General features: G+C 60.0%; 23 protein-coding genes. 13 read left to right on the top strand and 10 right to left on the bottom strand.

Features of this window, described 5'->3' with window-relative positions:
* Nucleotides 1-2: 2 nt before the first annotated feature.
* The 4 genes from Q0X23_RS08630 to pruA are packed head-to-tail and all read left to right on the top strand — an operon-like array spanning nucleotide 3 to nucleotide 3,576.
* Entirely contained in the window at nucleotides 3-662 is a 660-nt protein-coding gene (locus Q0X23_RS08630; protein ID WP_297859927.1) for a GntR family transcriptional regulator, read from the top strand.
* A 10-nt stretch (nucleotides 663-672) separates the two neighbouring features.
* The gene (locus Q0X23_RS08635; RefSeq protein WP_297859928.1) at nucleotides 673-1,596 is read left to right on the top strand and encodes a proline dehydrogenase; all 924 of its coding nucleotides are present in this window, start codon (nucleotides 673-675) and stop codon (nucleotides 1,594-1,596) included.
* A 2-nt stretch (nucleotides 1,597-1,598) separates the two neighbouring features.
* A complete protein-coding gene (locus Q0X23_RS08640) occupies nucleotides 1,599-1,985 on the top strand; it encodes an ACT domain-containing protein (protein ID WP_297859929.1) in 387 nt (128 codons plus the stop codon).
* 43 nt (nucleotides 1,986-2,028) lie between these two features.
* On the top strand, nucleotides 2,029-3,576 hold the full coding sequence (pruA, locus tag Q0X23_RS08645; protein ID WP_297859930.1) for an L-glutamate gamma-semialdehyde dehydrogenase: 1,548 nt from the start codon (nucleotides 2,029-2,031) through the stop codon (nucleotides 3,574-3,576).
* Nucleotides 3,577-3,602: 26 nt separating this feature from the next.
* Here pruA and Q0X23_RS08650 read toward each other — a convergent pair whose 3' ends face one another.
* Complete coding sequence (locus Q0X23_RS08650) at nucleotides 3,603-4,064, bottom strand: HD domain-containing protein (protein WP_297859931.1); 462 nt, start codon at nucleotides 4,062-4,064, stop codon at nucleotides 3,603-3,605.
* Nucleotides 4,065-4,160: 96 nt separating this feature from the next.
* On the opposite strand from Q0X23_RS08650, the gene Q0X23_RS08655 reads away from it, so the two are divergent.
* Nucleotides 4,161-4,811 (top strand): MIP/aquaporin family protein, encoded by a 651-nt coding sequence (locus tag Q0X23_RS08655; protein ID WP_297859932.1) that lies wholly within the window; start codon nucleotides 4,161-4,163, stop codon nucleotides 4,809-4,811.
* Nucleotides 4,812-4,832: 21 nt separating this feature from the next.
* On the opposite strand, the gene Q0X23_RS08660 is transcribed toward Q0X23_RS08655, so the two are convergent.
* Complete coding sequence (locus Q0X23_RS08660; protein ID WP_297859933.1) at nucleotides 4,833-5,498, bottom strand: uracil-DNA glycosylase; 666 nt, start codon at nucleotides 5,496-5,498, stop codon at nucleotides 4,833-4,835.
* Between the two features lie 176 nt (nucleotides 5,499-5,674).
* On the opposite strand from Q0X23_RS08660, the gene Q0X23_RS08665 reads away from it, so the two are divergent.
* The 3 genes from Q0X23_RS08665 to Q0X23_RS08675 all read left to right on the top strand — a co-directional run bounded on the left by Q0X23_RS08665 (nucleotide 5,675) and on the right by Q0X23_RS08675 (nucleotide 8,807).
* A complete protein-coding gene (locus Q0X23_RS08665; protein ID WP_297859934.1) occupies nucleotides 5,675-7,150 on the top strand; it encodes a nitronate monooxygenase in 1,476 nt (491 codons plus the stop codon).
* Nucleotides 7,151-7,334: 184 nt separating this feature from the next.
* Complete coding sequence (locus Q0X23_RS08670; RefSeq protein ID WP_297859935.1) at nucleotides 7,335-8,276, top strand: VWA domain-containing protein; 942 nt, start codon at nucleotides 7,335-7,337, stop codon at nucleotides 8,274-8,276.
* 159 nt (nucleotides 8,277-8,435) lie between these two features.
* Nucleotides 8,436-8,807, top strand: coding sequence for a lysozyme inhibitor LprI family protein (locus Q0X23_RS08675; RefSeq protein ID WP_119342130.1), 372 nt, complete (start codon nucleotides 8,436-8,438; stop codon nucleotides 8,805-8,807).
* Here the strand turns inward: Q0X23_RS08675 and Q0X23_RS08680 are convergent.
* A complete protein-coding gene (locus Q0X23_RS08680) occupies nucleotides 8,791-9,351 on the bottom strand; it encodes a hypothetical protein (protein ID WP_297859936.1) in 561 nt (186 codons plus the stop codon). The genes Q0X23_RS08675 and Q0X23_RS08680 overlap by 17 nt on opposite strands.
* A 46-nt stretch (nucleotides 9,352-9,397) precedes the next feature.
* Here Q0X23_RS08680 and Q0X23_RS08685 point away from each other — a divergent pair, with 46 nt between their 5' ends.
* Nucleotides 9,398-10,594, top strand: coding sequence for a folylpolyglutamate synthase/dihydrofolate synthase family protein (locus tag Q0X23_RS08685; RefSeq protein ID WP_297859937.1), 1,197 nt, complete (start codon nucleotides 9,398-9,400; stop codon nucleotides 10,592-10,594).
* Between the two features lie 62 nt (nucleotides 10,595-10,656).
* Here the strand turns inward: Q0X23_RS08685 and Q0X23_RS08690 are convergent, their stop codons facing one another.
* The 3 genes from Q0X23_RS08690 to Q0X23_RS08700 all read right to left on the bottom strand — a co-directional run bounded on the left by Q0X23_RS08690 (nucleotide 10,657) and on the right by Q0X23_RS08700 (nucleotide 15,578).
* Nucleotides 10,657-11,571, bottom strand: coding sequence for a hypothetical protein (locus Q0X23_RS08690; protein ID WP_297859938.1), 915 nt, complete (start codon nucleotides 11,569-11,571; stop codon nucleotides 10,657-10,659).
* Nucleotides 11,572-11,574: 3 nt separating this feature from the next.
* Nucleotides 11,575-13,929 carry a helix-hairpin-helix domain-containing protein gene (locus Q0X23_RS08695; protein ID WP_297859939.1) on the bottom strand — a complete coding sequence of 785 codons (2,355 nt, stop codon included), beginning with the start codon at nucleotides 13,927-13,929 and terminating at the stop codon, nucleotides 11,575-11,577.
* Nucleotides 13,930-14,222: 293 nt separating this feature from the next.
* The gene (locus Q0X23_RS08700; protein WP_297859940.1) at nucleotides 14,223-15,578 is read right to left on the bottom strand and encodes an aspartate aminotransferase family protein; all 1,356 of its coding nucleotides are present in this window, start codon (nucleotides 15,576-15,578) and stop codon (nucleotides 14,223-14,225) included.
* Between the two features lie 295 nt (nucleotides 15,579-15,873).
* Between Q0X23_RS08700 and Q0X23_RS08705 the strand changes: the two genes are divergently transcribed.
* Both Q0X23_RS08705 and Q0X23_RS08710 read left to right on the top strand, forming a co-directional pair.
* Nucleotides 15,874-17,229 carry an MATE family efflux transporter gene (locus tag Q0X23_RS08705; RefSeq protein WP_297859941.1) on the top strand — a complete coding sequence of 452 codons (1,356 nt, stop codon included), beginning with the start codon at nucleotides 15,874-15,876 and terminating at the stop codon, nucleotides 17,227-17,229.
* Nucleotides 17,230-17,430: 201 nt separating this feature from the next.
* Nucleotides 17,431-18,210, top strand: a complete 780-nt coding sequence (locus Q0X23_RS08710; protein WP_297859942.1) for a PaaX family transcriptional regulator C-terminal domain-containing protein — start codon at nucleotides 17,431-17,433, stop codon at nucleotides 18,208-18,210.
* Nucleotides 18,211-18,325: 115 nt separating this feature from the next.
* On the opposite strand, the gene Q0X23_RS08715 is transcribed toward Q0X23_RS08710, so the two are convergent.
* The 4 genes from Q0X23_RS08715 to Q0X23_RS08730 all read right to left on the bottom strand — a co-directional run bounded on the left by Q0X23_RS08715 (nucleotide 18,326) and on the right by Q0X23_RS08730 (nucleotide 21,585).
* Nucleotides 18,326-18,955: a transposase gene (locus tag Q0X23_RS08715; RefSeq protein WP_297858494.1), complete on the bottom strand. Its 630-nt coding sequence runs from the start codon at nucleotides 18,953-18,955 to the stop codon at nucleotides 18,326-18,328.
* Nucleotides 18,956-19,772: 817 nt separating this feature from the next.
* Nucleotides 19,773-20,375 carry a CoA pyrophosphatase gene (locus Q0X23_RS08720; protein ID WP_297859943.1) on the bottom strand — a complete coding sequence of 201 codons (603 nt, stop codon included), beginning with the start codon at nucleotides 20,373-20,375 and terminating at the stop codon, nucleotides 19,773-19,775.
* Nucleotides 20,376-20,454: 79 nt separating this feature from the next.
* Nucleotides 20,455-21,075 (bottom strand): MazG family protein, encoded by a 621-nt coding sequence (locus tag Q0X23_RS08725; RefSeq protein WP_297859944.1) that lies wholly within the window; start codon nucleotides 21,073-21,075, stop codon nucleotides 20,455-20,457.
* Between the two features lie 39 nt (nucleotides 21,076-21,114).
* The gene (locus tag Q0X23_RS08730; RefSeq protein ID WP_297859945.1) at nucleotides 21,115-21,585 is read right to left on the bottom strand and encodes a hypothetical protein; all 471 of its coding nucleotides are present in this window, start codon (nucleotides 21,583-21,585) and stop codon (nucleotides 21,115-21,117) included.
* A gap of 177 nt (nucleotides 21,586-21,762) precedes the next feature.
* Between Q0X23_RS08730 and Q0X23_RS08735 the strand changes: the two genes are divergently transcribed.
* Both Q0X23_RS08735 and rpsL read left to right on the top strand, forming a co-directional pair.
* Entirely contained in the window at nucleotides 21,763-22,377 is a 615-nt protein-coding gene (locus tag Q0X23_RS08735) for an SCO family protein (RefSeq protein ID WP_297859946.1), read from the top strand.
* A 412-nt stretch (nucleotides 22,378-22,789) separates the two neighbouring features.
* Complete coding sequence (gene rpsL / locus Q0X23_RS08740; protein WP_186814672.1) at nucleotides 22,790-23,197, top strand: 30S ribosomal protein S12; 408 nt, start codon at nucleotides 22,790-22,792, stop codon at nucleotides 23,195-23,197.
* Nucleotides 23,198-23,203 lie beyond the last annotated feature (6 nt).

Below are 23,203 nucleotides of genomic sequence, written 5' to 3' on the forward strand. Positions count from 1 at the left end.
TTATGGCCCACTTTCAACGGCCCCACTCGGTGCGCGAAGCTGCCTACGCCCACCTGCGAGGGGCCATTCTGGCCGGTTCCTTGCTGCCGGGGACGCGCATTTCCGAGCCGGGGTTGGCCCAGGAACTCGGTATCAGCCGTACCCCCGTGCGGGAAGCCCTGCAGCGTTTGTCGCAAGAGGGCCTGGTGGAGCTACTACCGAACAAAGGGGCGCGGGTACGTGTCCTGTCGGCCAGCGAGGTGCGCGAGGTCTACGATGTGCGGGCCTTGCTCGAGGGCGAGGCGGCGGCTTTAGCTGCCCGCAATGCCACCCAGGCAGAACTGGATGGCCTCGAGCGGCTTTTGCAGGCCCTGGATGCGCTGCCTAAAGACGATTACAACCAGCAGATGCAGGTAGACTTCGACTTTCACACTGCGCTGGTCGAGGCGGCCCACAACAAAACTTTGGCCCGGATTTATGCCGACCTGCGCTCGAGCTTGACGCTCATTCGCTCCTTCCAGCGCACCCTTTCCCAACACCCCAAAACCCGCCAGCAGCACCAGGCCATTCTGTCGGCGCTCAAGGCCCACAACCCCCAACAAGCCGCCGAGGCAGCGCGGGCACACGTGTACAACTTCCGCGACCTGGTGATGCAAAGCCTCCAGGAGCAGGTCTGGCAGTAGAGGAGTGTCTATGGACTTCAATCAAAGCTATCGTTCGTTTGTGCTGGCGATTGCCCAGAACAAAGGCATCAAAAACCTGGTGCTGACCCGGGGGCGCAATTTTGCCCGCCGGTTTATCGCCGGCGATACCCTCGAGGAGGCCCTGCGGGTGGTGGAGGCTTTGGAGCGCGACCGGATTCATGCCATCCTGGATTTGCTGGGCGAGATGGTCACCTCGGAAGCCGAAGCGCGAAAATTCCAGGGCGAGATTGTGCGGCTGGTACAGGCCTTTGGCGCCCTGCCCTACCCGCGGTATGTGGCCCTCAAGCTCACCCAGCTGGGGCTCGACCTCTCCGAAGACCTGGCGTTTGCCCTGATGCAGGAGATTCTGGCCGAGGCGCGCAAGGTGGACTGCTTTGTGCGGATTGACATGGAGGATAGCCCCCGGGTAGAGGCTACCCTGCGGGTCTACAAGCGGCTGCGCGAGGCCGGTTTCAACAATACCGGGGTGGTGCTGCAAAGCTACCTCAAGCGCAGCGAGCAAGACCTGCAAGACCTCATACCCCTGCGAACGCCGGTGCGCATCGTGAAGGGTGCTTACAAAGAACCCCCCGAGGTGGCCTTTCAGGACAAGCGTATGGTGGATGCACAGTTTATGGTGTTGTGCAAGAAGGCCTTGGAAAATGGCCTTTACACCGCTATTGCCAGCCATGACCCCCAGATCATTCAGGAGATGAAACGCTGGACAGCCGAAAAAGGCATCGGGCGCGAGTGCTTCGAGTTCCAACTGCTTTACGGGGTGCGCCGCGATGAGCAGAAAAAACTTGCTGCGGAGGGCTACACCGTGCGTGCCTACGTGCCTTATGGCACCGACTGGTACCCCTACTTCTCGCGCCGCATTGCCGAAAGGCCAGAAAACCTCTTGTTTGTGGCCCGGAGCCTGATTCAGGGATAGACATGGCAACGAAACTGGATTTGCACCTTCTGGAAGGCCGGTACGCGGTCTGCCAGCTTATGGCCGCTGCCTCCGTTCCGGCCTGGGCCACAGGCCAAGGTTTTGTGAGCATCAGCCGCAGCGACGAGGAGCTAACCGTGGTCTGCCATCAGAGCCGCGTGCCTCCTGAGGTCAAAGCCGAGCGCGACTGGCGTTGCCTTCGCCTAGCCGGCCCCTTCGATTTTGCCCTTACCGGCATCCTGGCCTCGGTGCTCTACCCGCTGGCCGAAGCCGGGGTGGGCATCTTTGCGGTCTCGACCTTCAACACCGACTACGTGCTGCTCAAGCACCACCAGCTAAAGCGGGCTGTGGCAGCCCTCGAGCAGGCCGGACATGTGGTGCACGTATAAAGCAAAAAGTCCTGAGCAAAAGGCATCAACGAAAGGAGCTTGTATGACCCCCGAACCCTACCGCCCCGAACCCATCGAAACCTTCCAGAGCCCCGAAGCCTTCGAGGCCATGCGCAAGGCCCTGACCGAGGTACGGGCCCAGTTTGGCCGCCACTACCCCCTCATCATCGGTGGCGAGAAGGTGCACACCCAGGAAACCATTACCTCTACCAACCCATCTAACCCCTCCGAGGTGGTGGGGGTGAGCGCCAGGGCCGGCATTGCCGAGGCCGATGCCGCCCTGGACGCGGCCTGGAGGGCCTTCAAGAGCTGGCGCGACTGGCCCCAGGAGCACCGCAGCCGGGTGCTGCTGAAGGCGGCCCAGATTATGAAGCGCCGCCAGCGGGAGCTCGAGGCCTGGCTGGTCTACGAGATTGGCAAAAACTGGGTGGAGGCCGCCGCCGATGTGGCCGAGGCCATCGACTTTATTCGCTACTACGCCATCTCGGCCCTCAAGTACAAGGACGGCGCCCCGGTGCTGCCCTATCCGGGCGAGGACAACGAGGCCTTCTACATCCCGCTGGGGGTGGGGGTGGTGATTGCCCCCTGGAACTTTCCGCTGGCCATCCTGACCGGCATGACCGTGGCCCCCATTGCGGTGGGCAACTGTGTGGTTTCCAAGCCCGCCGAAGACACGGTGGTGATTGCGGCCAAGCTCTTCGAGATTCTGGAAGAGGCCGGTCTGCCCGCAGGTGTTGCTAACTTTTTGCCAGGGTCGGGCAGCGAAGTGGGGGCCTATCTGGTGCAGCACCCCCGCACCCGGTTTATCAACTTTACCGGCTCCCTCGAGGTCGGCCTCCGTATCAACGAAAGCGCGGCCCGGCTCTCGCCGGGGCAGGTCTGGCTCAAGCGGGTCTTTTTGGAGCTGGGTGGCAAGGACGGCCTGATCGTGGACGAAACTGCCGACCTGGCCGCAGCAGCCCAGGCCACCGTGCAGAGCGCCTTTGGCTTCCAGGGGCAGAAGTGCTCGGCGGCCTCGAGGCTGATTGTGGTGGACGGGGTGCATGACCTCCTGATGGAGCAGATTCTGCACCGCACCGAGGGCCTGATTGTAGGTCCCGCCGAGGAGAACCCCGATATGGGGCCGGTGGCCAGCGCCCAGCAGGAAAAAACGGTACTTTCCTACATCGAGATCGGGCAGCAAGAGGGCCGGCTGGCCCTAGGAGGACGCCGGCTCGAGGGCAGCGGGTTCTTCATCTCGCCCACCGTGTTCGAAAAAGTCTCCCCCGATGCCCGTATTGCCCAGGAAGAAATCTTTGGCCCGGTGCTTTCGGTAATCCGGGTACCCGACTTCGACGCCGCGCTCGAGGTGGCCAACGGCACCCGCTTTGGCCTGACGGGCGGGGTGTTCTCGCGCAAGCGTGAGCGCCTCGAGCGGGCCCGCCGCGAGTTCCACGTGGGCAACCTGTACTTCAACCGCAAGATTACCGGAGCCCTGGTCGGGGTGCAGCCTTTTGGTGGCTTCAACCTCTCGGGCACCGACACCAAGGCCGGGGGGCCCGATTACCTGCTCAACTTCCTGCAGATGAAGAGCGTGACCGAGCGCTTCTAAAGGTTTTGGCTTTTGCTAGAACTGCTCTAGTACTCTTCGTCTACTTCGTGCAGCCGCTGGGCCCAGAGGCTTTCGGGCCGGTGGTGCTCCCGCACAATCTGGGCGACCTGGGGGTCGAGGATGCGTATGGCCGCATAATCGGGGTGGTGGCGGCGAATCTGCCAGGCCCCGCGCAGCCCTTTGTCCAGAGGCTCGATGGGAACATCCAGGCTAATAAGCCCAGTCAGGATGCGTTCCAAAGGCCGGTAGGGCCGCAGGGCCTTGCCGCTGTCGTGCAGCAGGGCAGCCCGCACGGCAAAGCTGGGGGCGTCGGGGTAGCGCTCGAGCAGCCGCTTGGCTACCCGCACGGCGTGTTCCCGATCGCGCACATCCATGGCTTTGTACAGGTGGGCCTCTTCGATGCTGAGTTCGGCCAGGGCCCAGGCGTCGTCCGGTTGGGCTTGAGCCGGTACAAAAGCTTTGTACAATCGCTTCAGGCGCAGCCACACGAATTTATCCTACGTACTAAACCTTGATAGCTTTGTCAAATCCGGCCAATTGTGGCAACCCCAGGGGCTGGGGTAACGTAGGGGCGGGAGGAAAACATGAACATACGCGCTCTAATTGCAGAGTTTCTGGGAGTTTTTGCCTTGTGCTTTGTAGGGATTGGGGCCATTGCTGCCACCCAGGGCGGCGACCTGATGGTGGTGGCCCTGGCCCACGGCCTGGCCATCGGCCTTTCGGTGGTGGCTTTGGGGGCCCTCTCGGGGGGCCATTTTAACCCTGCCGTCACCTTTGGCATGCTCATCACCGGTCGCATTTCCCCGGTGGGCGCGGTGGGCTACTGGGTGGCCCAACTGCTGGGGGGGGTGGTGGCGGCTTTCTTCATTGGTGCGCTTTACGGTGGCACCGCGGTAGCCGATGGAACCCCGGCCCCCGGCGCCAACCACACCGCCATCCAGGCCCTCATGATGGAGATTTTCCTGACCTTCTTTTTGGTCTCGGTAATTTTTGGCTCAGCGGTTTTCAATAACTTTAGCTACGCCGGTTTGGCCATTGGCCTGGCCGTCACCATGGACATTCTGGCCGGAGGGCCTATCTCGGGGGCGGCCATGAACCCTGCCCGGGTGCTGGGCCCGGCCATCATCGGCGGTGAATGGAATGCCCACTGGGTTTACTGGGCTGGCCCGCTGGTGGGGGCTGGTCTGGCGGCCCTGCTCTACGACTTTTTGTACAGCAGGAAAGCCGACAGCTAATGGCACAATTCTGGCTTTCAGCTATGAGCTGCTGGCCAGCCTTTTCGCCCGCTCGAGAATCCCGTCAAACATGGCGGCGGTCAGTTTGCCGGTCTGGGTATTCTGCCGGCTGACGTGATACGAACTCAACAAGACCCGCTCGCCAATGCGGTACTCGCTACCGTGGGCAAAGGGATAAGCTGATTTGCGCAGACGGTGATATCCCAAAAGGGCGTCGTGGGCAATTTGGCCCAGAGCCAGGTAGACCTTGAGGTTGCGCAGAAAAGCCAGTTCCTGTTCAGTCCACTTTGCACAGGTACGTATCTCGAGGGGACTGGGTTTGTTGCCGGGCGGTGCGCAGCGCACCGCCGCGGTGATGTAAACGCCATGCAGCACCAGGCCATCGCCCTTGTGGGTTGAAGTGGGCAGGTTGGAGAGCCCGGCGCGGTAGAGGGCCGGGTACAGGAAGTCGCCAGAAGCATCACCGGTAAATGGCCGTCCGGTGCGGTTGGAGCCGTGGGCCCCGGGGGCCAGTCCAAAAACCAGGATGCGGGCCCCGAGGTCGCCAAAACCCGGTACAGGCCGGGCCCAGTATTCTACGTTACGAAAGGCAGCGCGTTTTTCCTGCCCCACCTGCTCGCGCCACGCTACCAGCCGGGGGCAGGCCCGGCAAACTGCTATTTGGGCGTGGAGGGCCTCGAGGCTCATGCTATCTCCATTAGACCATCAGGCGGGGTGTCTCGAGCAAGCGCATCCGCTGCCGCTCTTTTGTACCGGGTACAGACCCAAGGGTATTGCCGCTTTTGCCTGGAGTTCTAACCGTTTCTCCCCGTACAATCAAGTATCTTTTCGCCGACTTGTTCTTTTTCGGGAGGTTTGTTCACGTGCAAAATGTAGCTACTGTAGCCCTACCGCGCATCATTCAAGGTGGGATGGGCGTTTCTGTTTCCAACTGGCGTCTGGCTAGAACGGTTTCGTTGCTGGGGCAACTGGGCGTGGTGTCGGGTACTGCTATGGATACGGTCCTGGTGCGGCGATTGCAGGACGGCGACCCCGCCGGGCGGGTGCGCCGTGCCCTGAGCGCATTTCCATTCCAGCATTGGGTTAAACCGGTTCTGGAGAAATATTTTCTGCCCGAGGGTCGCCGGGGTCAGCCCTACAAACGTGTCCCTATGCCAAGTCGCCTGGGTGACACCGCTTCGCAAATTATGCACGTGCTGGGCGGGTACGTCGAGGTATTTCTAGCCAAGGAGGGGCATGGGGGTCTGGTTGGGATTAATCTGCTCACCAAGCTGCAAATTCCTACCCTGGGCACGCTCTACGGGGCCATGCTGGCCGGGGTGGACTATGTGTTGATGGGCGCCGGCATTCCCCGCGAGATTCCAGAAGCACTCGACAAACTTGCAGCGGGCGAGAAGGCTTCGCTCAAAATAGACGTCACCGGCTGGACCGCGGCAGACGCCCCCCGCCTTTACTTCAATCCGCAGGAAATCGCCGGTCAGGCCCAGACCCTGAAGCGCCCCCACTTTTTGCCGATCATTGCCTCCAACTCGCTGGCTACGCTGCTGGCCCGCAAGGTAACGGGCACCATTCAAGGCTTTGTGATTGAAGGCCCTACCGCAGGCGGGCACAACGCACCCCCTCGAGGGGCACCGGTTTTTGATGAGCGCGGGCAGCCGGTGTATGGCGAACGGGATGTGGTCGACCTCGAGCAAATCAAAGCCCTGGGCCTGCCTTTCTGGCTAGCGGGTGGCACCGGTTCGCCCGAAGCCCTGGAAAGCGCGATCAACCAGGGAGCGGCAGGTATCCAGGTAGGAACGCTCTTTGCCTACAGCCAGGAGTCTGGTTTCGAGGCGGGCCTCAAAGAACGGGTGCTGGAGCAGGCCGCCAGAGGGGAGGTCAGGGTCTTTACCGACCCCAAAGCCTCGCCTACCGGTTTTCCCTTCAAGGTAGCGGAAGTAGAAGGTACGCTCTCCCAGCCGGAGGTCTATCGGCGCCGAACGCGGGTCTGCGACCTGGGCTATCTGCGCGAACCTTATCAGGTAGCCGATGGCAAAATCGGCTTCCGCTGTGCTTCTGAGCCCATCGAGCAGTACCTGGCCAAAGGGGGCGACCTCGCCAACACCGAGGGGCGCAAGTGCTTGTGCAACGCGCTTTTGGCAGCAGTTGGGCAGGGCCAGGTGCAAAAAAATGGCGACCCAGAGCTGCCCCTGGTGACCAGTGGTGACGACCTCGAGCGCATCGGTCGCTTCGTGGCCCGGTTTGGCACTCGCTACAGTGCTCGGGATGTGGTGGCCTATTTGCTGGGAGAAGCGATTTCATCCGAGCCAAGAACGCCGCAGTTGGTAGCGGATGGGTAACGCCGAGGGTCTAAGGTCTGCTGACAACCATCACAAAAAGCATCAGGGCAGAACAGCGGTTTCTGTCCTGACCTTGTGTATTTTTGTGAAGAAAAACCGTAAATGGGCCTACCATCTGTTGTGAAATTAACGGTCAAACTCGAGGGGTAGTTAATTTTCCGAAGCGCCGTTCGAAGGGTGAGCCGTGGGGTTTCAGTCGCCGCTATTGCTTTTGGTACTGCTGCTGGTACCGCTTTTGGCGTGGTGGTACTTGCGCAGGGTGCAGGGTGGGACGGCGAGTGCCCATGTGCTATACCCCAACCTTGCGCAGTTTGCTGGCATTGCCGAGCCGCGCTGGAAGCGCCACCTGAGCGCAGGGCTATACGCGCTGGCGCTGGTGCTGGCCATCCTGGCCCTGGCCCGCCCCCAGGCCACCATTCCAGCGCCCGACAACCTGGCTACGGTCATGATTGCCCTCGACATTAGCCGCTCGATGCGGGCGCAGGACATCGAACCGGATCGCTTTACGGCGGCTAAAAAGGAGGCTCAGAACTTTGTGCGTGCGCTGCCGGATGGGGCCAAGGTGGGGCTGGTGAGCTTTGCGGGCTATGCGACCCTGGAAGTGGAGCCCACCACCGACCACCCGCGCATCCTGGATCAGATAGAGCTGCTGCAGATGGGTCGTGGAACGGCCATTGGCGACGGTCTGCTGGAAAGCCTCAAGGCTTTTCCCAAGGACGAAAACAACAAACTCCTGGGCCCCGCCACGGTGATACTGCTCTCCGATGGCCGCAACAACCGGGGGATTGACCCCCTCGAGGTGACCCCTTTTGCCAAGGACATGGGCATAGTGGTGCATACCATCGGGCTGGGCCGGCGCAGCAACCCGGGCGACCCCGACCAACAGTGGGGCGGCTTCTGGATGCAGTTCGACGAAGAAACCCTGCGTTCCATTGCCGAATCTACCGGCGGACAGTACTACGGGGCGGAGTCGGCTGAGGCCTTGCGTCAGGCTTATCGCAACCTGAGCCGGGTGGTGGGCTGGAAGCCCCAGCGCACGGAGATCAGCGGTTTGTTTGGACTTGCTGCCGGGCTGGCGCTGGCCTCGAGTTTGCTCATTTCCAACCTGCGCCGTCAGGTAATCTGAAAGCTTTTATTACGCTCAAAAGGGTTTTGCGGAGGAGCCCTCTTGGGTGTATGGCTCTCAAAAGCGGTCACCTGGCTATCTTGGATCTCATCCAATTGCGGATGCTGACATGAACCAGAGATTCGGTGCTGTCTGGTTTAGATTGGGGCAGGAGGGAATATGAAAAAACTTACGGTGCTGGGCCTACTGGTAGGGGCAAGCTGGGGTTGGGCCGCGGGCTGCGATAACCCCAGTGCCGACTTCGACTACGTCTACTGCGCTACCCAGCTTTTTGTGCAGGCCGACAAAGAAATCAACGATGTGTACCGCGAGCTGGTGGGCAAGTTGAACGCTGAAGGGCGCTCGGTGCTGCGTACCTCGCAACTGGCCTGGATCAAGAGCCGCAACCAGCAGTGCACCCGGGTAGATGCCACCTCGCGCACCGTTAACCTGGACTGCGCGACCCGCATGACCCAGGAACGCACCAGTTTTCTCAAGGCCCGCATCCGCGAGTGCAACAGCACAGGCTGCGTGATTAGCCGCTTGCGCTGAGGGACAACCCCAACCAGCCAGGGCCGAGCTCGAGCTTCTCCACCCGCACGGTTGGGCTGGCCTCGAGCCCCAGCACCCCCAGGCGCTGCCGAAGGGATGCTTCTTGCAAGCCCTTTTGCAAAAGCGGCTTTAGGTATAGCTCTAGCTCCATGTTTCCGCACAACTCCAAAAGCCCCGGCAGGCGCTGTTTGGCCTGAGCTGCAGCAATTTCCAGCACCTTGCCCGGCACCTGGTTGAGCACCGGGGCACCCCGAAACCCCGAAAAGTGCAGGTGCTCAACCCGCAGCCGCCAAATCTGACTTTCGGGTATATAGCCCAGGGCCAGCACCCCAAGTTGCATGGCCGGGCCGCTGGCGAACTTGACCTCTAGCTCGCAGCGGTTTTCGCTCAGTTCAAACGACCGGAGTTTCCCACCCTGCAAGCGGCCCAGGGGAAAGCGCAGCAGTTTGAGGGGCAGGTCTACGCTGGCGAGCTGGTGCTGCAACCAGCCCTGTAACAGGGTCTGTTCAAGCTGTAGTTCCATGCGGACTTGCAGCAGCGGCATAACCTCATTATCGGCAGCCGAGGGCAAACCCGATAGACTGAGGTCTGTGACCTATCCCGAGGCGGTGGAGTGGTTGTTTGCCCAGAGTCGCGCCGGGGCCCCCAGGGGTTTATCGCGGATTCGAGAACTGTTGCAACGTCTGGGCCATCCAGAAGCCTTGTTTCCCGCTGTTCATGTGATTGGAACCAACGGCAAAGGCAGTGTGGTGGCCTACCTCGAGGCGGCCTTCAAGGCGGCTGACGAGCCCTATGGCGCCACTACCAGCCCACACCTGATAGACTTCCGTGAGCGTATCCGCACCCATCAGGGCCCGATTCCCGAGGCCGAGGTGGTGCGATTTGTGGAGTGGGCCCGGGGCCAGCATTTCCAGGAACCGGTGGCTTTCTTCGACCTTACCACAGCGCTGGCGTTTCGGCATTTTGCATCGATCGGTGTTCGCATGGCAGCCGTGGAGGCCGGGGTGGGGGGGGTGCTGGATGCCACCCATGCGCTGTCCGATGTGCGGGTTACGGTAATTACCAATATCGGCGAGGATCACCTCGAGACCCTGGGGGGCTCGCTGGAGGGGGTGGCCAGGGACAAAGCGGGGGCCATTCGGGCCGGGGTTCCGGTGGTGACCGGGGCCGAGGGGCTTGGGCTGGAGGTGATCCGTAGCATAGCCGCCGAGCGAGCGGCCCCGTTGTATGTGCTCTCGGAGGGCGGCCCTATTTTCGATCTGCTGGTGCAACCTTCTTTACGGGGCCGGTTTCAATGGCAAAATGCCCGCCTTGCAGCGGCGGTGCTGCGCTTGCTGGGTTGCGCCGAAACAGTGATATCCACAGGTTTATCCACAGCCGTGCATCCAGGCCGGATGCAGGAGATTAGCTACCGGGGCACGCCGGTGGTGCTCGATGGGGCACACAACCCCCCGGCGGCCCGGGCCCTGGTTGGCGAACTCGAGGGCTTTCACCTGGTGTTTGGCGCTTTCCCCCGCAAGGACTACCACACCATCCTGCAAACCCTGCTGCCCAGGGCCAGAAGTGTGCGCTATACCTACGCCGCCAGGGGTGCCCTGCGGGCGGAGGCGCTTATTCAGGAATACCCGGCTCCCTACTTTGAAAACCCGCTGGAAGCCCTGGAGCATGCAGTTGAGGCGGCTCGAGCGGACGGAAAACCGGTCCTGGTAACGGGCTCTTTGTACCTGGTGGGGGAGATGCTCCGCCTGCTACTGCCTTCGACCAACACTCCTATTAAAGCGGTTTGATGGACGCTGTTTTGGAAAACAGAAACCCCCCCAGATACGGGGAGGCCTGGATAGCCAGGGCGCTACCGGACGGTCAGGTTGATGGTTTGCAACGGTGGATCGCTGGGCGAGGCCCCGATGGGGCGGACTTCGTAGGTGATGGGGCCGGGGCCAGGGTCGGAACGATAGCTCCAACCGCAGGTCGCATCGAGGGGCACATCCCGGCTGCCCACAATCCGTTCACCGCGTTTGACCGTGACGGTGTAGCCTTGTCCTGCCCCTTCACCGCCGAAACGGAAAGGGCGGGCTACGGTCTGACCATCGCTAAAGGATAGGGTGAAGTCTTTGGTGCAATCGGCGGCGGTTCCGGCAGCCGCCGCCACCGTGACCCGAATGCTGGTAGTGGCCCTGGCACCGCGCACCTCGTAGGTATGTTCCCCCGCCATCGGGGGCGGCACGGCCAGCGTCCAGGTGCCGTCGGGGTTCACCGTGACCCGGCCCAGGCTGGTGTTGTCTTCGAAGACCTCGAGCTCTTCCCCCGGTGTGCCCACCCCCCGCAACTGGAAAGTGCCAGCGGGCACCTGAGCGCCGCTGACAGGGTCGCTGATTTGCAGATTACCCGCAGGTGCAGGTACGGTGAAACTCAAATCTGTGCCGGGCCCAAGGTTGTTTCCTTGGGTGTCCACTGGCTGTAGGGTGAGGGTGTAGTTGCCGGGTGCACCAAAGTTGAAACCCGGCAAAGCCCAGCGTCCGTCGCTTCCGATTCGTAGCGGTGACCCCACCTTGTTGCCGTTCAGCAGCAGCTGGATAAAACCCCCTGGGGTGCCGGTGCCGCTCAAATCTACCGTGGGCCCCTGCAGCGTGCCGGGAGCGGGCGTGGTGAGGGTGGGTGCAATGGCTGCACTACCCGGGCGGCCCATACAGAAGAATAAGAGGATGAGCAGAAGAATGGCGCCCAGCAGTTTGATCCAATCGTAGGTCGTCCAGGCTCTGGCCATGGGCTATTCCTCCCTTCCAGCCGTGAGGCGGGCGATGTATTCCTGGAACCCTGCTTCGTCGCCCCGTACCAGGTAGGCCGCCTGGCGGCTCCAGGTGGGAATGCTGGGGGCGAAGCTTATGCCGGCGGCCTCGATGGCGGCGTGTAGCTGGCCCTCGGTGGCCGCTTCCAGGGCTTCGAAGGTAGTGATGCCGGCGGCTACCAGCGCATCGCGGATTTTGGGGCCAATGCCCTCGATGCGGGTCAGGTCGTCGGCCTTGCGGCGGGTACCTCCGGCGGTGGCGCGGCTGAGTTTGTAGACCCCGCGCACAAAGCGGCGGGCCTCCACAATCCATTCGTCAAACTCAAGATCTTTGCCAGTGACTTCACGCAGCCGTGCCTCGGGTGTGCTAGCCAGGTCTTCGAAGGTTTTGATGCCTGCTTCCCATAGCTTTTGCTGGTAGGTGTTGCCGATGCCCTCGATCACCCCCAGGGGGTCGTGGCCTTCGGGCACCACTTCGGCCCGGAAGGTGCGGCTCTGGGTGACGCGGTAGCCGATCACTTCCTTGGTTTGTCTGGGTTTGGCTTTGCGCGGTTTGGCAGAACGGGCGGGTGTTGGAGCGGCGGCGGCCCCAGTAGCTTCGGCCTCCGATACCCTGGTCTGCATGGCCGCGAGGTTGGTAGCCAGGGCATCGTAGTCGGCGGTGCGTTCCTGGGCTTTGACCAGCCTGGCCTCATAATCGGCGATGCGGGCTTGCAGGGCGGTGTAGTTGGCCCGCATCTGGTTTTGGTCTTCCTGGGCTTTTTTGAGACTTGCTTCGTAGTCGGAGATACGGGCCTGCAAGGCCAGGTAGTTGGCCTTGTACTGCTCCAGTTCGGCCTTACTGCTTTGGACAGCCACCAGCTCCTTGCGCAAGCCCTCGACCTCTCCGGAAAACCAGTTGCGTTCTTCCTCGGCCCTGGCCAGCCGGGCGCGCAGGTCTGAGAGTTCACGGCGCACTGCTTCCAGATCCTGATAGGCGCCCTGGGCCTGGTTCAGGTCGGCCCTAAGCTTTTCGACCTCGGCCAGGAGCTTGTTGCGCTCGGCGATCACGTTGTTACTATCAGTGCTCAGGTTGTCCAGGCGCTTTTGCAGCCCCTCCACTTCGGCCCGCAGGTGGTCGCGTTCGCCCGCTACGGCTTCGATGCGCTTGCGCAGGGCCTCCAACTCGACCGCGTACTGGTTGCGTTCGTTATGGATGGCCACGATACGGGTCTCGAGCTCAGCAGGCTGCAGGTTGCCCAACCGGGCCCGAATGGCCTCCAGAGCGCTCAGGCTGCCCTGCAAGCCCGATAGCTGGGTGCTGAGCCGGGCCGATTCTTGCCGCGCGTGGTCGCGCTCTTGCTCCAGGGCGTTCAGGCGCTTTTGCAGGCTCTGGAGTTCGCTGGATAGCTGGCCTTTTTCACCCTCGAGAGTCTGGATACGGGCCTCGTAGCGGGCCTGGATTTTTTGCTGGTCGGCCTCGAGGGTGGCGTAGCGGGCCTGCAAAGCGCTAAACTCGTTCTTGTAGCGCTCGATTTCAGCTTCCATGGCGGCCACTTTGCCCTGGTCGGCCTCGAGGCTCTGGATGCGATCCCGCAACGCCTGAAGCTCATTCAGAGCCACCTGATATTCGCCACGCAACCGGTTTAGTTCTGCCCTGGCGCCCTCGGCCTCTTTCTGAAGGGCAGCGAAGTGGGCCTCGAGTTCTTCAGGCTGCTTGCTACCGAAGCGCTGGCGTAAGCCCTCCCAAACGGCCATCAGTCCGTCCATGCCGGCTAGCTTGCCGCTCAGGTTAGCGGTTTCAGACTTCTGCGCGTCGCGATCCTGGCGCAGGGCTTCTACCTGACGGCTCAGCACCGCCATCTCGCCCTGGTAGCCCAGAATTTGGGCAGAAAGTCGATTGCGCTCGCCCTCGAGCTGCTCAAATCGGGCCTGTAGCCCACTGTACTCGGCCTGAAGCCTGTCCCGCTCGCCCTGAAGGGCGCCCAGGCGGGCTTGCAGGTTGGCAAGCTGGGTCTTGAGGTTCTCAAAATCCTTGAGTTGTCCTTCCAACCCCTGAATTTTGAGGGTGGCGGCATCCAGCTCTTTGCTCACTGTGGCGAAGCTAGCCTTCAGCGCCTCAAAATCCTTGAGCTGCCCCCGCAGCCCCGAGAGTTCCTGTTCAGCCTGCGCCAGTTTGGACTGGGTGGCCTTATAGCCGGTTAGATCGGCCTGAAGCCGACCCAGTTCGGCCTGAGCCTCGGTAAGCTGGTTTTGCAGCCGCAGGGTATTGCCTCGGAAAAGCCAGCTCAAAAGCCAGCCCAGGAGCCAGAAAATCAGGCCTCCCAAAAGAAAACTGCACCACTCAATCCATCCCATGAACCCTCCTCGACGCACTGTTTTAGCAATACCGGAAAAGATGGGGAACCTACTAGCTAGTTTAACAAAACCAGGTGTAAAAAATGCAAAAAGTCTTGCAAAAATCCAGCGTGCACTCTATCGCTTGATTTCAGTTGACCACACCTCGCAGACCGCATGTCTGGGAGAAGGTAGGCTTGTGCACCCCACCTTGACGGGATGATCGATCAGTGCGAGCTGTCCGGTAAAGCAATGGCCGGATTGGGCTGGTGTCTGTGCAAACCGCTTTCAGTTGTGGCGCTTTGGTAAGCAAGCTATGAGCCTAGTACTTCGTCCAACGTTTCGGCCAGGGCGTTCACCATCTGATCTACCTCAGCCTCTGTAATCACCAAAGGAGGCGCTATGGCAAAGCCGGTGTCGTTGCAGCGTACAATCACCCCTTTTTCACGACTTACCTTCATCAGCTTTGCACCCATGCCTTTGGATGCATCGAAGGTCTTTTTGCTGGTTTTGTCCTCTACCACCTCTACCAGCGCCATCAGGCCCTTACCGCGCACATTGCCCACGTGGGGATGGGATTCCAGTTCTTGTAGCCGTCTGAGAAGCTGCTCACCGCGTTCGGCGGCATTCTGCCAGAGCCGCTCGCGTTCGATGATGTCAATGTTGACCAGCGCCACCGCACAGGCCACCGGGTGTCCCGAGTAGGTGAAGCCGTGCATGAACATCCGGTCGGGGGCCGAGATGCGCTCGAATATCTCGGGGGTAATGCCCACCCCACCCAGCGGGATGTACCCCGAGGTGATGCCTTTGGCAAAGCTGGTGATATCGGCCTGGAAGCCATAGGTGGTCTGGGCGAACATCGCACCGGTGCGCCCAAAGCCAGTAATGACCTCATCGGCAATGAGCAGGATATCGTGCTCCTTAAGAATAGAGGCAACGGCCTGCCAGTAACCTTCGGGAGGCGGCACCACCCCGCCGGCCCCCTGCACCGGCTCCCCGATGAAAGCGGCAATGGTTTGCGCCCCTTCACGGGCAATCAGATCCTCGAGCTCCCTGGCCAGCATGCCTACAAACTCTGCCTCCGAAAGCCCCGGGTTGTTGCGATAGGCCAGCGGCGCGCTCAGGTACAAAAAACCGGGCGGCAAGGGCCCAAAATCAGCATGGTAGGCCGGTACGCCGGTGGCGGCCAGCGCACCCATGGCGATGCCATGATAGGCCATGCGGCGCGAGATAATCTTGGTTTTTTCAGGCTTGCCCGACAAAGCCCAGTAGTAGCGGGCAATTTTTATGGCGGTCTCGTTGGACTCGGCCCCCCCAGAGGTGAACTGGAAGTGCGAGTGGTGCGGTAAAAGCTGGTGCATCCTGGTGGCCAGCTCAATTACCGGAGGAGTAGCCAGCCCAAAGAAGGTGGGCTGGAAGGCCAGCCGGGCCATCTGCTCGCGGGCTACTTCGGCCAGTTCGGTGCGCCCATAGCCTACGTTTACGTTCCAAAGCCCAGCGAACCCGTCGATGTACCATTTGCCTTCAGTGTCGCGCACTTTGGAGCCCTTCCCCTCAACCAACACCACCGGGCCACCCTGTTTGTGGCGGTGCAGGTTGGTTACGGGGTGCAGGTGGTGGGCAATATCTTGTTCGATGAGTTGCTCGGTATTCCAGGTCAGGGTGTTCATAGATGCCCTTGATTCTAATACCAGATTCGGTTAGTTCGGCGCCGAAGGGTGACGAACTAACCCGACCGAAGGGAGTGCTCTAGGATTCAAAAAGACAACCTATGGGTTTTTGGTTTTTTTGAACTGTCTTTTTTGAATCCGGTATAACTCCTGGTGGAATGCGGTGGAGGGGAGACGGCTGGCTCGAGCTGGCCTTCTCCCCGTATTGACCTGCGTCATGCAACCGTAATGCTGCTATCAGGGCCATTGCCACCGGGTCACAATCCCGAAAGTATCGCATAGTATGCTCTGCTTTGTGACTGCCGATATACGGCGTGAGATATTCAAAATTGCCTTGCCGGTCAGCCTCGAGTCCACCGTTCAACTGGCCCTGGGCTTTGTCAACCAGGTGATCGTAGGTACCCTGGGTACCGCCACCATTGCAGCGGTGGGCCTGGCCAACAACGTGCTGTTTATCGGCATTCTGTGCCTGAACACCCTGGGGGCGGGTTGCGCCATTCTGGCCAGCCGGGCCCGGGGGCGGGGTGATGAGGCGGCGGTAAAACGTATCGTGAGCTTCTTCATCGGTTTCTCGCTGGTGCTGGCGCTCCTGCTGGCCTTGCCCCTGGGGCTGGGGGCTTCCTCTTTCTTGAAACTGGTCGGCGCAGATCCGGAAATCACTTCTATCGGCGGGCCCTATCTTTCCCTGGTGGCGCTTTCTTTACCCCTGATTACCCTGAGCGTGGTGAGCAGCGCGGCGTTTCGTAGTATCGGTAGAGCGCGGATTCCGATGCTGGTCACCATCCCGGCCATTACCCTGATACCCCTGTTGTCGTGGTTGTTCGTGTTTCCCCTCGAGATGGGGGCGGTGGGGGCGGCCGTGGCGGCGCTGGTGGCGCAGGGGGTGCGGGCGCTGGTGCTGCTTGGGCTACTCTTCGGGAGCCCCTGGGGGCTGCGCTGGACTTGGCCCGACCTGGGGCAAGCGCGGCGCCTTCTGGGCGAAGCCGTGCCCCTGGTGCTGCCACTGTTCATTACCGAGGTGGTCTTTAGCGGCGGGGTGTTTTTGTTCGCCTTGTTGTTTGAACGTTTAGGAACGCAAGAACTGGCGGTGTTCCAGATTGTCAGCAACCTCGAGATGGTCTTTATCACAGCCTCGGCGGGCCTGCACTATGCTGCTACCGTGCTGGTAGCCCAGGCCATTGGGCGGGCCGATTCCCCCGGGGTCTGGGGGGTTTCACGCCTGATCTGGCGCATTGGCCTAATTTCGGCGGCCATCTTTGGGTTGGTTTTCGCTTTGTTTGCTTTTCTGCTGCCCCTGCTCTACCCCAACACCACCCCCCAGGTGCAACAGTGGGCCTTTTGGGCGGTACTGCTCAATGCCCTGTTTCAACCGGTCAAGGTCTCTAACTTCATCTTTTTTGGCACTTTGGCCAGCGGTGGCGACACCCGGTTTTTGCTGCTCTCCGATTTCGTTACGGTGTTTTTGGTAGGCTTGCCGCTGGCCTGGTTGCTGGCTTTCCCAATGGGTTTGGGCTTGTGGGGTATTTTCCTGGGGCGGCTCCTGGGCGAGGAGACCGTGCGGGTAGCCATGTTCTTGTGGCGTTACCGGGGTGGGCAGTGGTTCCGGCTGGATTCAAAGGCCAGAGCCCTGGCTGCAGGCAATTCGACATAAATTCCCAGACACTTTTTCACTTTTAGCAAAGACCTGGAACAACCTGCCTCAAGCAGAAAGGCTAAGTGCCAGTTAAGCCCGTAGCGGTCATTGCCTCCAGACAGTGCCGAACGTCCGATTGAAGTCGATGCCCGATATGCCTTGAGAAATCCGAACGCTTTTTTGTCTGGAGTACAAAAATCCGTACTATAATGGGCGGCAATGCGGGCGCGTTCATATCTTTTTACCCTCTACATGGAATACCTGTACCCCGAGAACCGTGCCTGGGTGGGGGACTTGATTCGCTGGATGGAGCTGCTGGATTTTAGCGAACCTGCAGTGCGCGCCGCGGTGTCGCGTAGCGTCAAGCGCGGTTGGATTATCCCCGAGAAAGACGGTCGGCGGGCTTACTATCGGCTTTCTCCCCGCGTGGCCTGGCAGGTTGAACAGGTGCGGGAGCGACTTTACGGCTATGGCGCACCCTGGGACGGCAAATGGCGCATTCTGGTCTATGCCGTGCCGGAAGCCAAGCGCACGGTGCGCGACCGTTTCCGCAACGAGCTAATCCTGCTCGGTTTTGGAACACCGGCGCCGGGGGTCTGGGTAAGCCCCAATGGCTCCCTCGAGGGCGCCCGCGATCTGGTGGGTTTTTATGGTTTGCAAAGTTACGTGGAACTTTTTCAGGCCGAGCGTTTTTCCAGCACCCCGCCGCTCGAGCTCATCGAAAAATCCTTCAACCTTAAAGCCGCCCAGGCCCGCTACCGCGCATTCCTGGCACAAAAACAGCAAAAGCCCAAAAACGCCGAGGAAGCTTTTATATGCCTGACCCACATGATCCACCAGGCCCGCAAAAACCTCTTCCTCGACCCCGGCCTGCCGCCCGAGCTCACCCCGCCAGGCTTCCTGGGGCAGCGGGCCAAAGAGCAGTTTTTGGAACTCTATACTCTACTCTCCAGGCAGGCCAGACCAATTTTTGAGCTCGAGTCGGTCGCGGCCGACTAAGTTGCGCCAGGGTAGATTGGCGGAACCGGCGGATGCGGCAATCGCCTACCTGGCGCAATTCCCTACGGGCAAGAGATTGAACTGTAGTGAAAAGTATCAAAAAAAGGGCATAAAGTCAGGCTGAAAGGGCAGGGAGTACGGTCAGTAGCTGGGATTTGAGGGTTTTTGCGGCATTGTGCTGTGCTGTGCGCCAAGAAAGATCTGGATGTAGTTGTTTTTGCTGTCGAATAAGGTGTAGGGCCTCGATGGCAAGGTCAGCATGTTTGAGTTGAGCAGCATAGGAACGAGAGAGGCATTTGGATAAACCCAGGTTCTGTTTGAGCAGGCGATGCACCCGCTCCAGATCCCAACGAGCTTTCCAGGCGGCAAGGACTTCTTGAATGCCTGCATCCAGGGTGGAGAAGAGGGCCATCAGCTTGAAACCTGCTGGCTGGGGTAGCCAAATCAGCAGCATATCCAGTCGACCCACATCGGCCAAGGTGATCTTGATGCGTTTGACATACCAGCCAAAACGCTTGTAATAGCGGGCTTTACCGGGTGGATAGTGCTCACCCAGTTCTCGGATAGATCGTTGCTTTCCTGCATGTTCGACCTTTTGATTCAGTCTGGCCCGAGCTACGAAAGGTATGTTGTGCTGGTAGAGCTTGGCGAGGTAAGCCTTACCCGCAAACTGGTTGTCGAACACCACGCCTGCGAGGCTATAACCATTACCATTCTTGCGGATGGCCTCGACTACCTGCCACATCGCCTCACCAGGGGTTCGGTACGGGTATACCTCCGAACTCATGGGCTTGGTGGGGAAACCCTCCAGACTCAATGGGTAGGGAAGTTTCCCATATCCAACCAGCCCACATGACAGCAGGTTATGTCCCCACACCGGAGCTTTATCACTGCTGGAGTACACCCGATCCACGCCCTCGATCCAACATCCTTGATGGGCTACGGGAACCAAGTCCACCCCCAGGTACATCCCCTTGGGGGCTGCTTCCAACCGTCGCTCTCGACTGGACTGGTGGGGTTTGGCTTCTTGTCGTAGCAGGCGACAGCTATAGCTGGGGCTATACCCTATCGTTCCACTGGCTGCTATCGCGCTGGGGGTTTTATGGGCTGATTGCAGCAAGCCCAACACATAGCCTTGTTCCCATCGTTGCAAACGCGATAAACTACACTGTACGTCTTCAAACATCGTACAGAAGTACCGTGCTGACCGGATCCTTTGCAAGGACTCTCGGCACGGTTCTTCTTTATGACGACCTTTTCAGGGGTGGGTCAATCTCTTGCTACGGGCGTTTTGATGTTTCATACCAGATTCGGTTATTTCGGCGCCGGATGGCGGCGAACTAACAGGGCCGAAGTTATCCGCGTAGCGGAGGGCGATGCCGCCCCTTGGAAGTTATCCGCGTAGCGGAGGGCGTAAGCCCCTTGGAAGGGAGACGCTTTCTTCGCCGACCGACAGGGAGGGGTGTGCTCTAGGATTCAAAAAGATAGTCTCTGGTGGTCTTTGGTTTGGATGATTATCTTTTTGAATCCGGTATCATCTCGTATTTCAGTGATGGAGATACCTAAAGGCGTACTTCTCGAATGCGCTCCAGAAAATCGTGGACGATATTACCGGTCACGCCCCAGATGTCGTAGCCGCGCCAGGGGTAGTGCCAAACTTTGCGCCGTAGTTTTCCTTCCAGTTCGGAAAACTCCCCGCCCAGGCCTTTGGGGAACCGGTTGTTGGGGGGTGGGGTGCGTTCCTCGACAAAGGCGGGGGCGGCCAGCAGCTCGTCAATAGGCACCCAGAGCAGGGAGTCTACTTCCTCGGGGTTGGGGGTCAGGTGGGGTTTTTGGGTAATACGGCCCAGCAAGGGAAACACCCGGTAGCCAAAAGGGGAGAGGGTGGGGTTTAGGTGCCCCAGAATTTCGACGTGCGCAGGGTACAAACCTACCTCTTCCTGGGCCTCGCGCAAGGCGGCTTCTTCGGCGGTTTCTCCTTCGGCAAAGCGGCCTCCGGGGAAGCTAATCTGGGCGGCATGGTGGGGCAGATAGGCGCTGCGCACCGTAAATAAAAGCTGCCCCTCCCACACCGGAAGCAACACTGCGGCGTCCACAAAGCCCTCTGGTAGAAGCATTTGCTCTGGAGGACGTGCAACTACAGCTTTAAGGACTTCTGCTTTCATGGCGTCTAGAGTAGATGCTCTTGCGCGCTACTGGCGCAGCAAACCAAAGACCTTCCTAAAAAAGCATTATGGCCTCTTTTTACCAGGCTTTTGGTGGTGTTTGACCGTTTTGCAAGCAGCTTTGCTCGCAGCGCTCGCGCAGCAAAACCTCTGGATTTACCTTCTCCTTGCGACACCAGGCGACCAGCAGCCACAGCGCCTCGGCTATTTCACCGCGCTCTATGGCTTCTGTAAGGTCGTCCTTCCCAGGATGGGGTGTGCCGAGCCTATTCTGAATTTCCGTTGCCCGGGCCAGGGCACCCAGGCTGCGCGGCACCTGGTCGCAAACCGACGCAGAGGTTTTGCCTTCGCTGGCCTTGATGGCCTTCCAGTTGGCCCTAACGGCCTCGGGGGTATCGGCCCTGACATCGCCAAACACGTGCGGGTGGCGCCGGATGAGCTTGTCCACAATGAATTGCTCCACCTGTGGATAAGAAAAAGTGCCTTCCTGCTCAGCAATTACCGAATGAAATGCCACCTGCAAGAGCACATCCCCCAGCTCTTCGGCAATTGCCTGGGGGCTGCCCCGGCCTATGGCATCCACGGCCTCGGCGGCTTCCTCGAGCAGGTACGGGCGCAGGCTCTGGTGGGTTTGCTCTTTGTCCCAGGGGCATCCATCGGGTGCGCGCAGTCGGCGCATCACTTCCAGTAGACGTTCCATGTTCTATAGCCTAGCGGGTTTGGCAGGATGAATCAGGTCTTACTTTAGCAAACGCCAGAGCAGGAAGCCGCCGGCCCACGAGCATCCAAGCAGTATCAGGCTAAGCGGATCCACCGGTGCGGTGTCGCCCAGCGCAAAGCCCTGGGGGCTGGGGTAGGGAAGACCGGTGGTGCGGGTCAGTACAAACAACAGCGTAACAAGCCCGACCAGCCAGAGCCCGCCTTTGTAGGTTCCGGGCTCCATGCTGGCGGGCATCTCGAGCAGTTTTGCCAGCAGCAAGAAACCCCCGTACATGAGCTGAAACCCCAGCAGCATCATGAACAAGACCGCATACCAGAAACCTGCTCCCTGGAGCCCCAAGGGGGTTTCGTTACCAAACAGCTCACCGCACAGCCCACCCCCCAGCAAGGTGTTGCCCAGCCCCAGCAACTGCAAGAAGAAAGGCGCCATGAAGAGGGCCCCGGCCCAGCGCACCTGGGGCTTAGAGAAAGCAACGGCTCCACTATCCATCCCCTTCATCTTGTCGTTAGGGCGTGAGACCAATGTAAAGTAGCTTTCCTTGTTTACTCCGCCCAGCACCCCTGGCTAGCTTGAACTGTTTGCCAAGGGACATTTGCCTCGGGTCGGCTTGTTTAGGTTTAAATCTGGAGAGGGTTATCATAGTCCCCAAGGCCAGGAGCGTAAAAAATGCCACGACGCGTAATTTGGATTATCCTTATAGCAGGCTTGCCCCTGTTGCTGGCCATAGCAGCCTTTTTTTTGTCGCGCGATACCTACCAGCCCTACGGCACCCGCCTTCTGAACATCCGTCCGGTAGAAGCCAACCAGTTTACCCTCACCGCACACGATGGCTCGAGCAAGAGCCTTACCGACTTTCAGGGCAAGGTGGTCTTGATTTTCTTCGGTTTTGTGAACTGTCCCGATGTATGTCCGACTACCTTGCTCGAGCTCAGTAAGGTCTACAAAGCCCTGACCCCTGCCGAGCAAGCACGGGTGCAGGTCTTGCTTATCTCGGTAGACCCTGAGCGGGACACCCTGGAAAAGCTGCGCGACTACGTCACCTTCTTTAGCCCAAGCTTCCTGGGTCTTACTGGCAGCCCCGAGCAGATTGCTGAGGTGGCCAAAAAGTATGGGGTTTTCTACCAGAAATCCGCCATCAAGTCGCCTACCGAGTACAACGTAGATCACACCGCTACGGTTTTTGCCCTGGACCCCAAGGGCCAGTTGCGACTTGTGTACGGTTACGGCAAGGCAGCGGAAACCGAGCGGGTGGTGCAGGATGTGCGCTGGTTGCTCAGGTAAGGCCGCCGATACCGATCCACTTGTTGCTTCTGTCGTCCGCGATGGAGACGTGCATGCAACAGAGAAGATGCAGGCCCTGGTGCTTGTGCCTTATTGTGAACAAAGTCAATATCTTCCTCGAGTTCAGTTCCACACTGCGATTCCGGCCCCTTGATTAACTCGTAACGGCCGTATATACTTCTAGGGTTGCGTTGCCTCAGGCCAGCCCCGGCCATGAGGTCACATCGGTTGCGCTCACGGGAAATCCGCCGCGCACAGCGATTCTTGAGAATCCAGGGGCGAACCTCGGGCCACCGGCCTGATTCGCTTCTCGACGGAAACCCCGCACCGAGCGCAGCGCAAATACGCAGACCTCCGTGTGGGGTTTTCGGTTTTGTAGAGAAGCTTAGTCGAACGAAAGGATGTGATTACACTGCCAACCATCAACCAACTCCTCCGTAAAGGCCGTGCTCCGGTGGTCAAGAAGAGCAAAGTGCCCGCCCTGAAGGGAAGCCCCTTCCGCAAAGGGGTTTGCACCGTGGTGCGTACCGTTACCCCCAAGAAGCCCAACTCGGCGCTGCGTAAGGTGGCCAAGGTGCGCCTCTCGAGCCAGTACGAAGTCACCGCTTATATCCCCGGCGAAGGCCACAACCTGCAAGAGCACTCGGTGGTACTCATCCGCGGGGGCCGTGTAAAGGATCTGCCGGGGGTGCGCTACCACATCGTGCGTGGTATCTACGACACCCAGGGCGTAAAAGATCGCAAGAAGAGCCGCTCCAAGTACGGGGCCAAGCGGCCCAAGGCCGATGCCAAGGGCGCGGCGGCCAAGGGTAAGAAATAGGTGAGT

The organism is Meiothermus sp., from assembly GCF_026004115.1.
In the GTDB taxonomy this organism is placed as follows: Bacteria; Deinococcota; Deinococci; order Deinococcales; family Thermaceae; genus Meiothermus.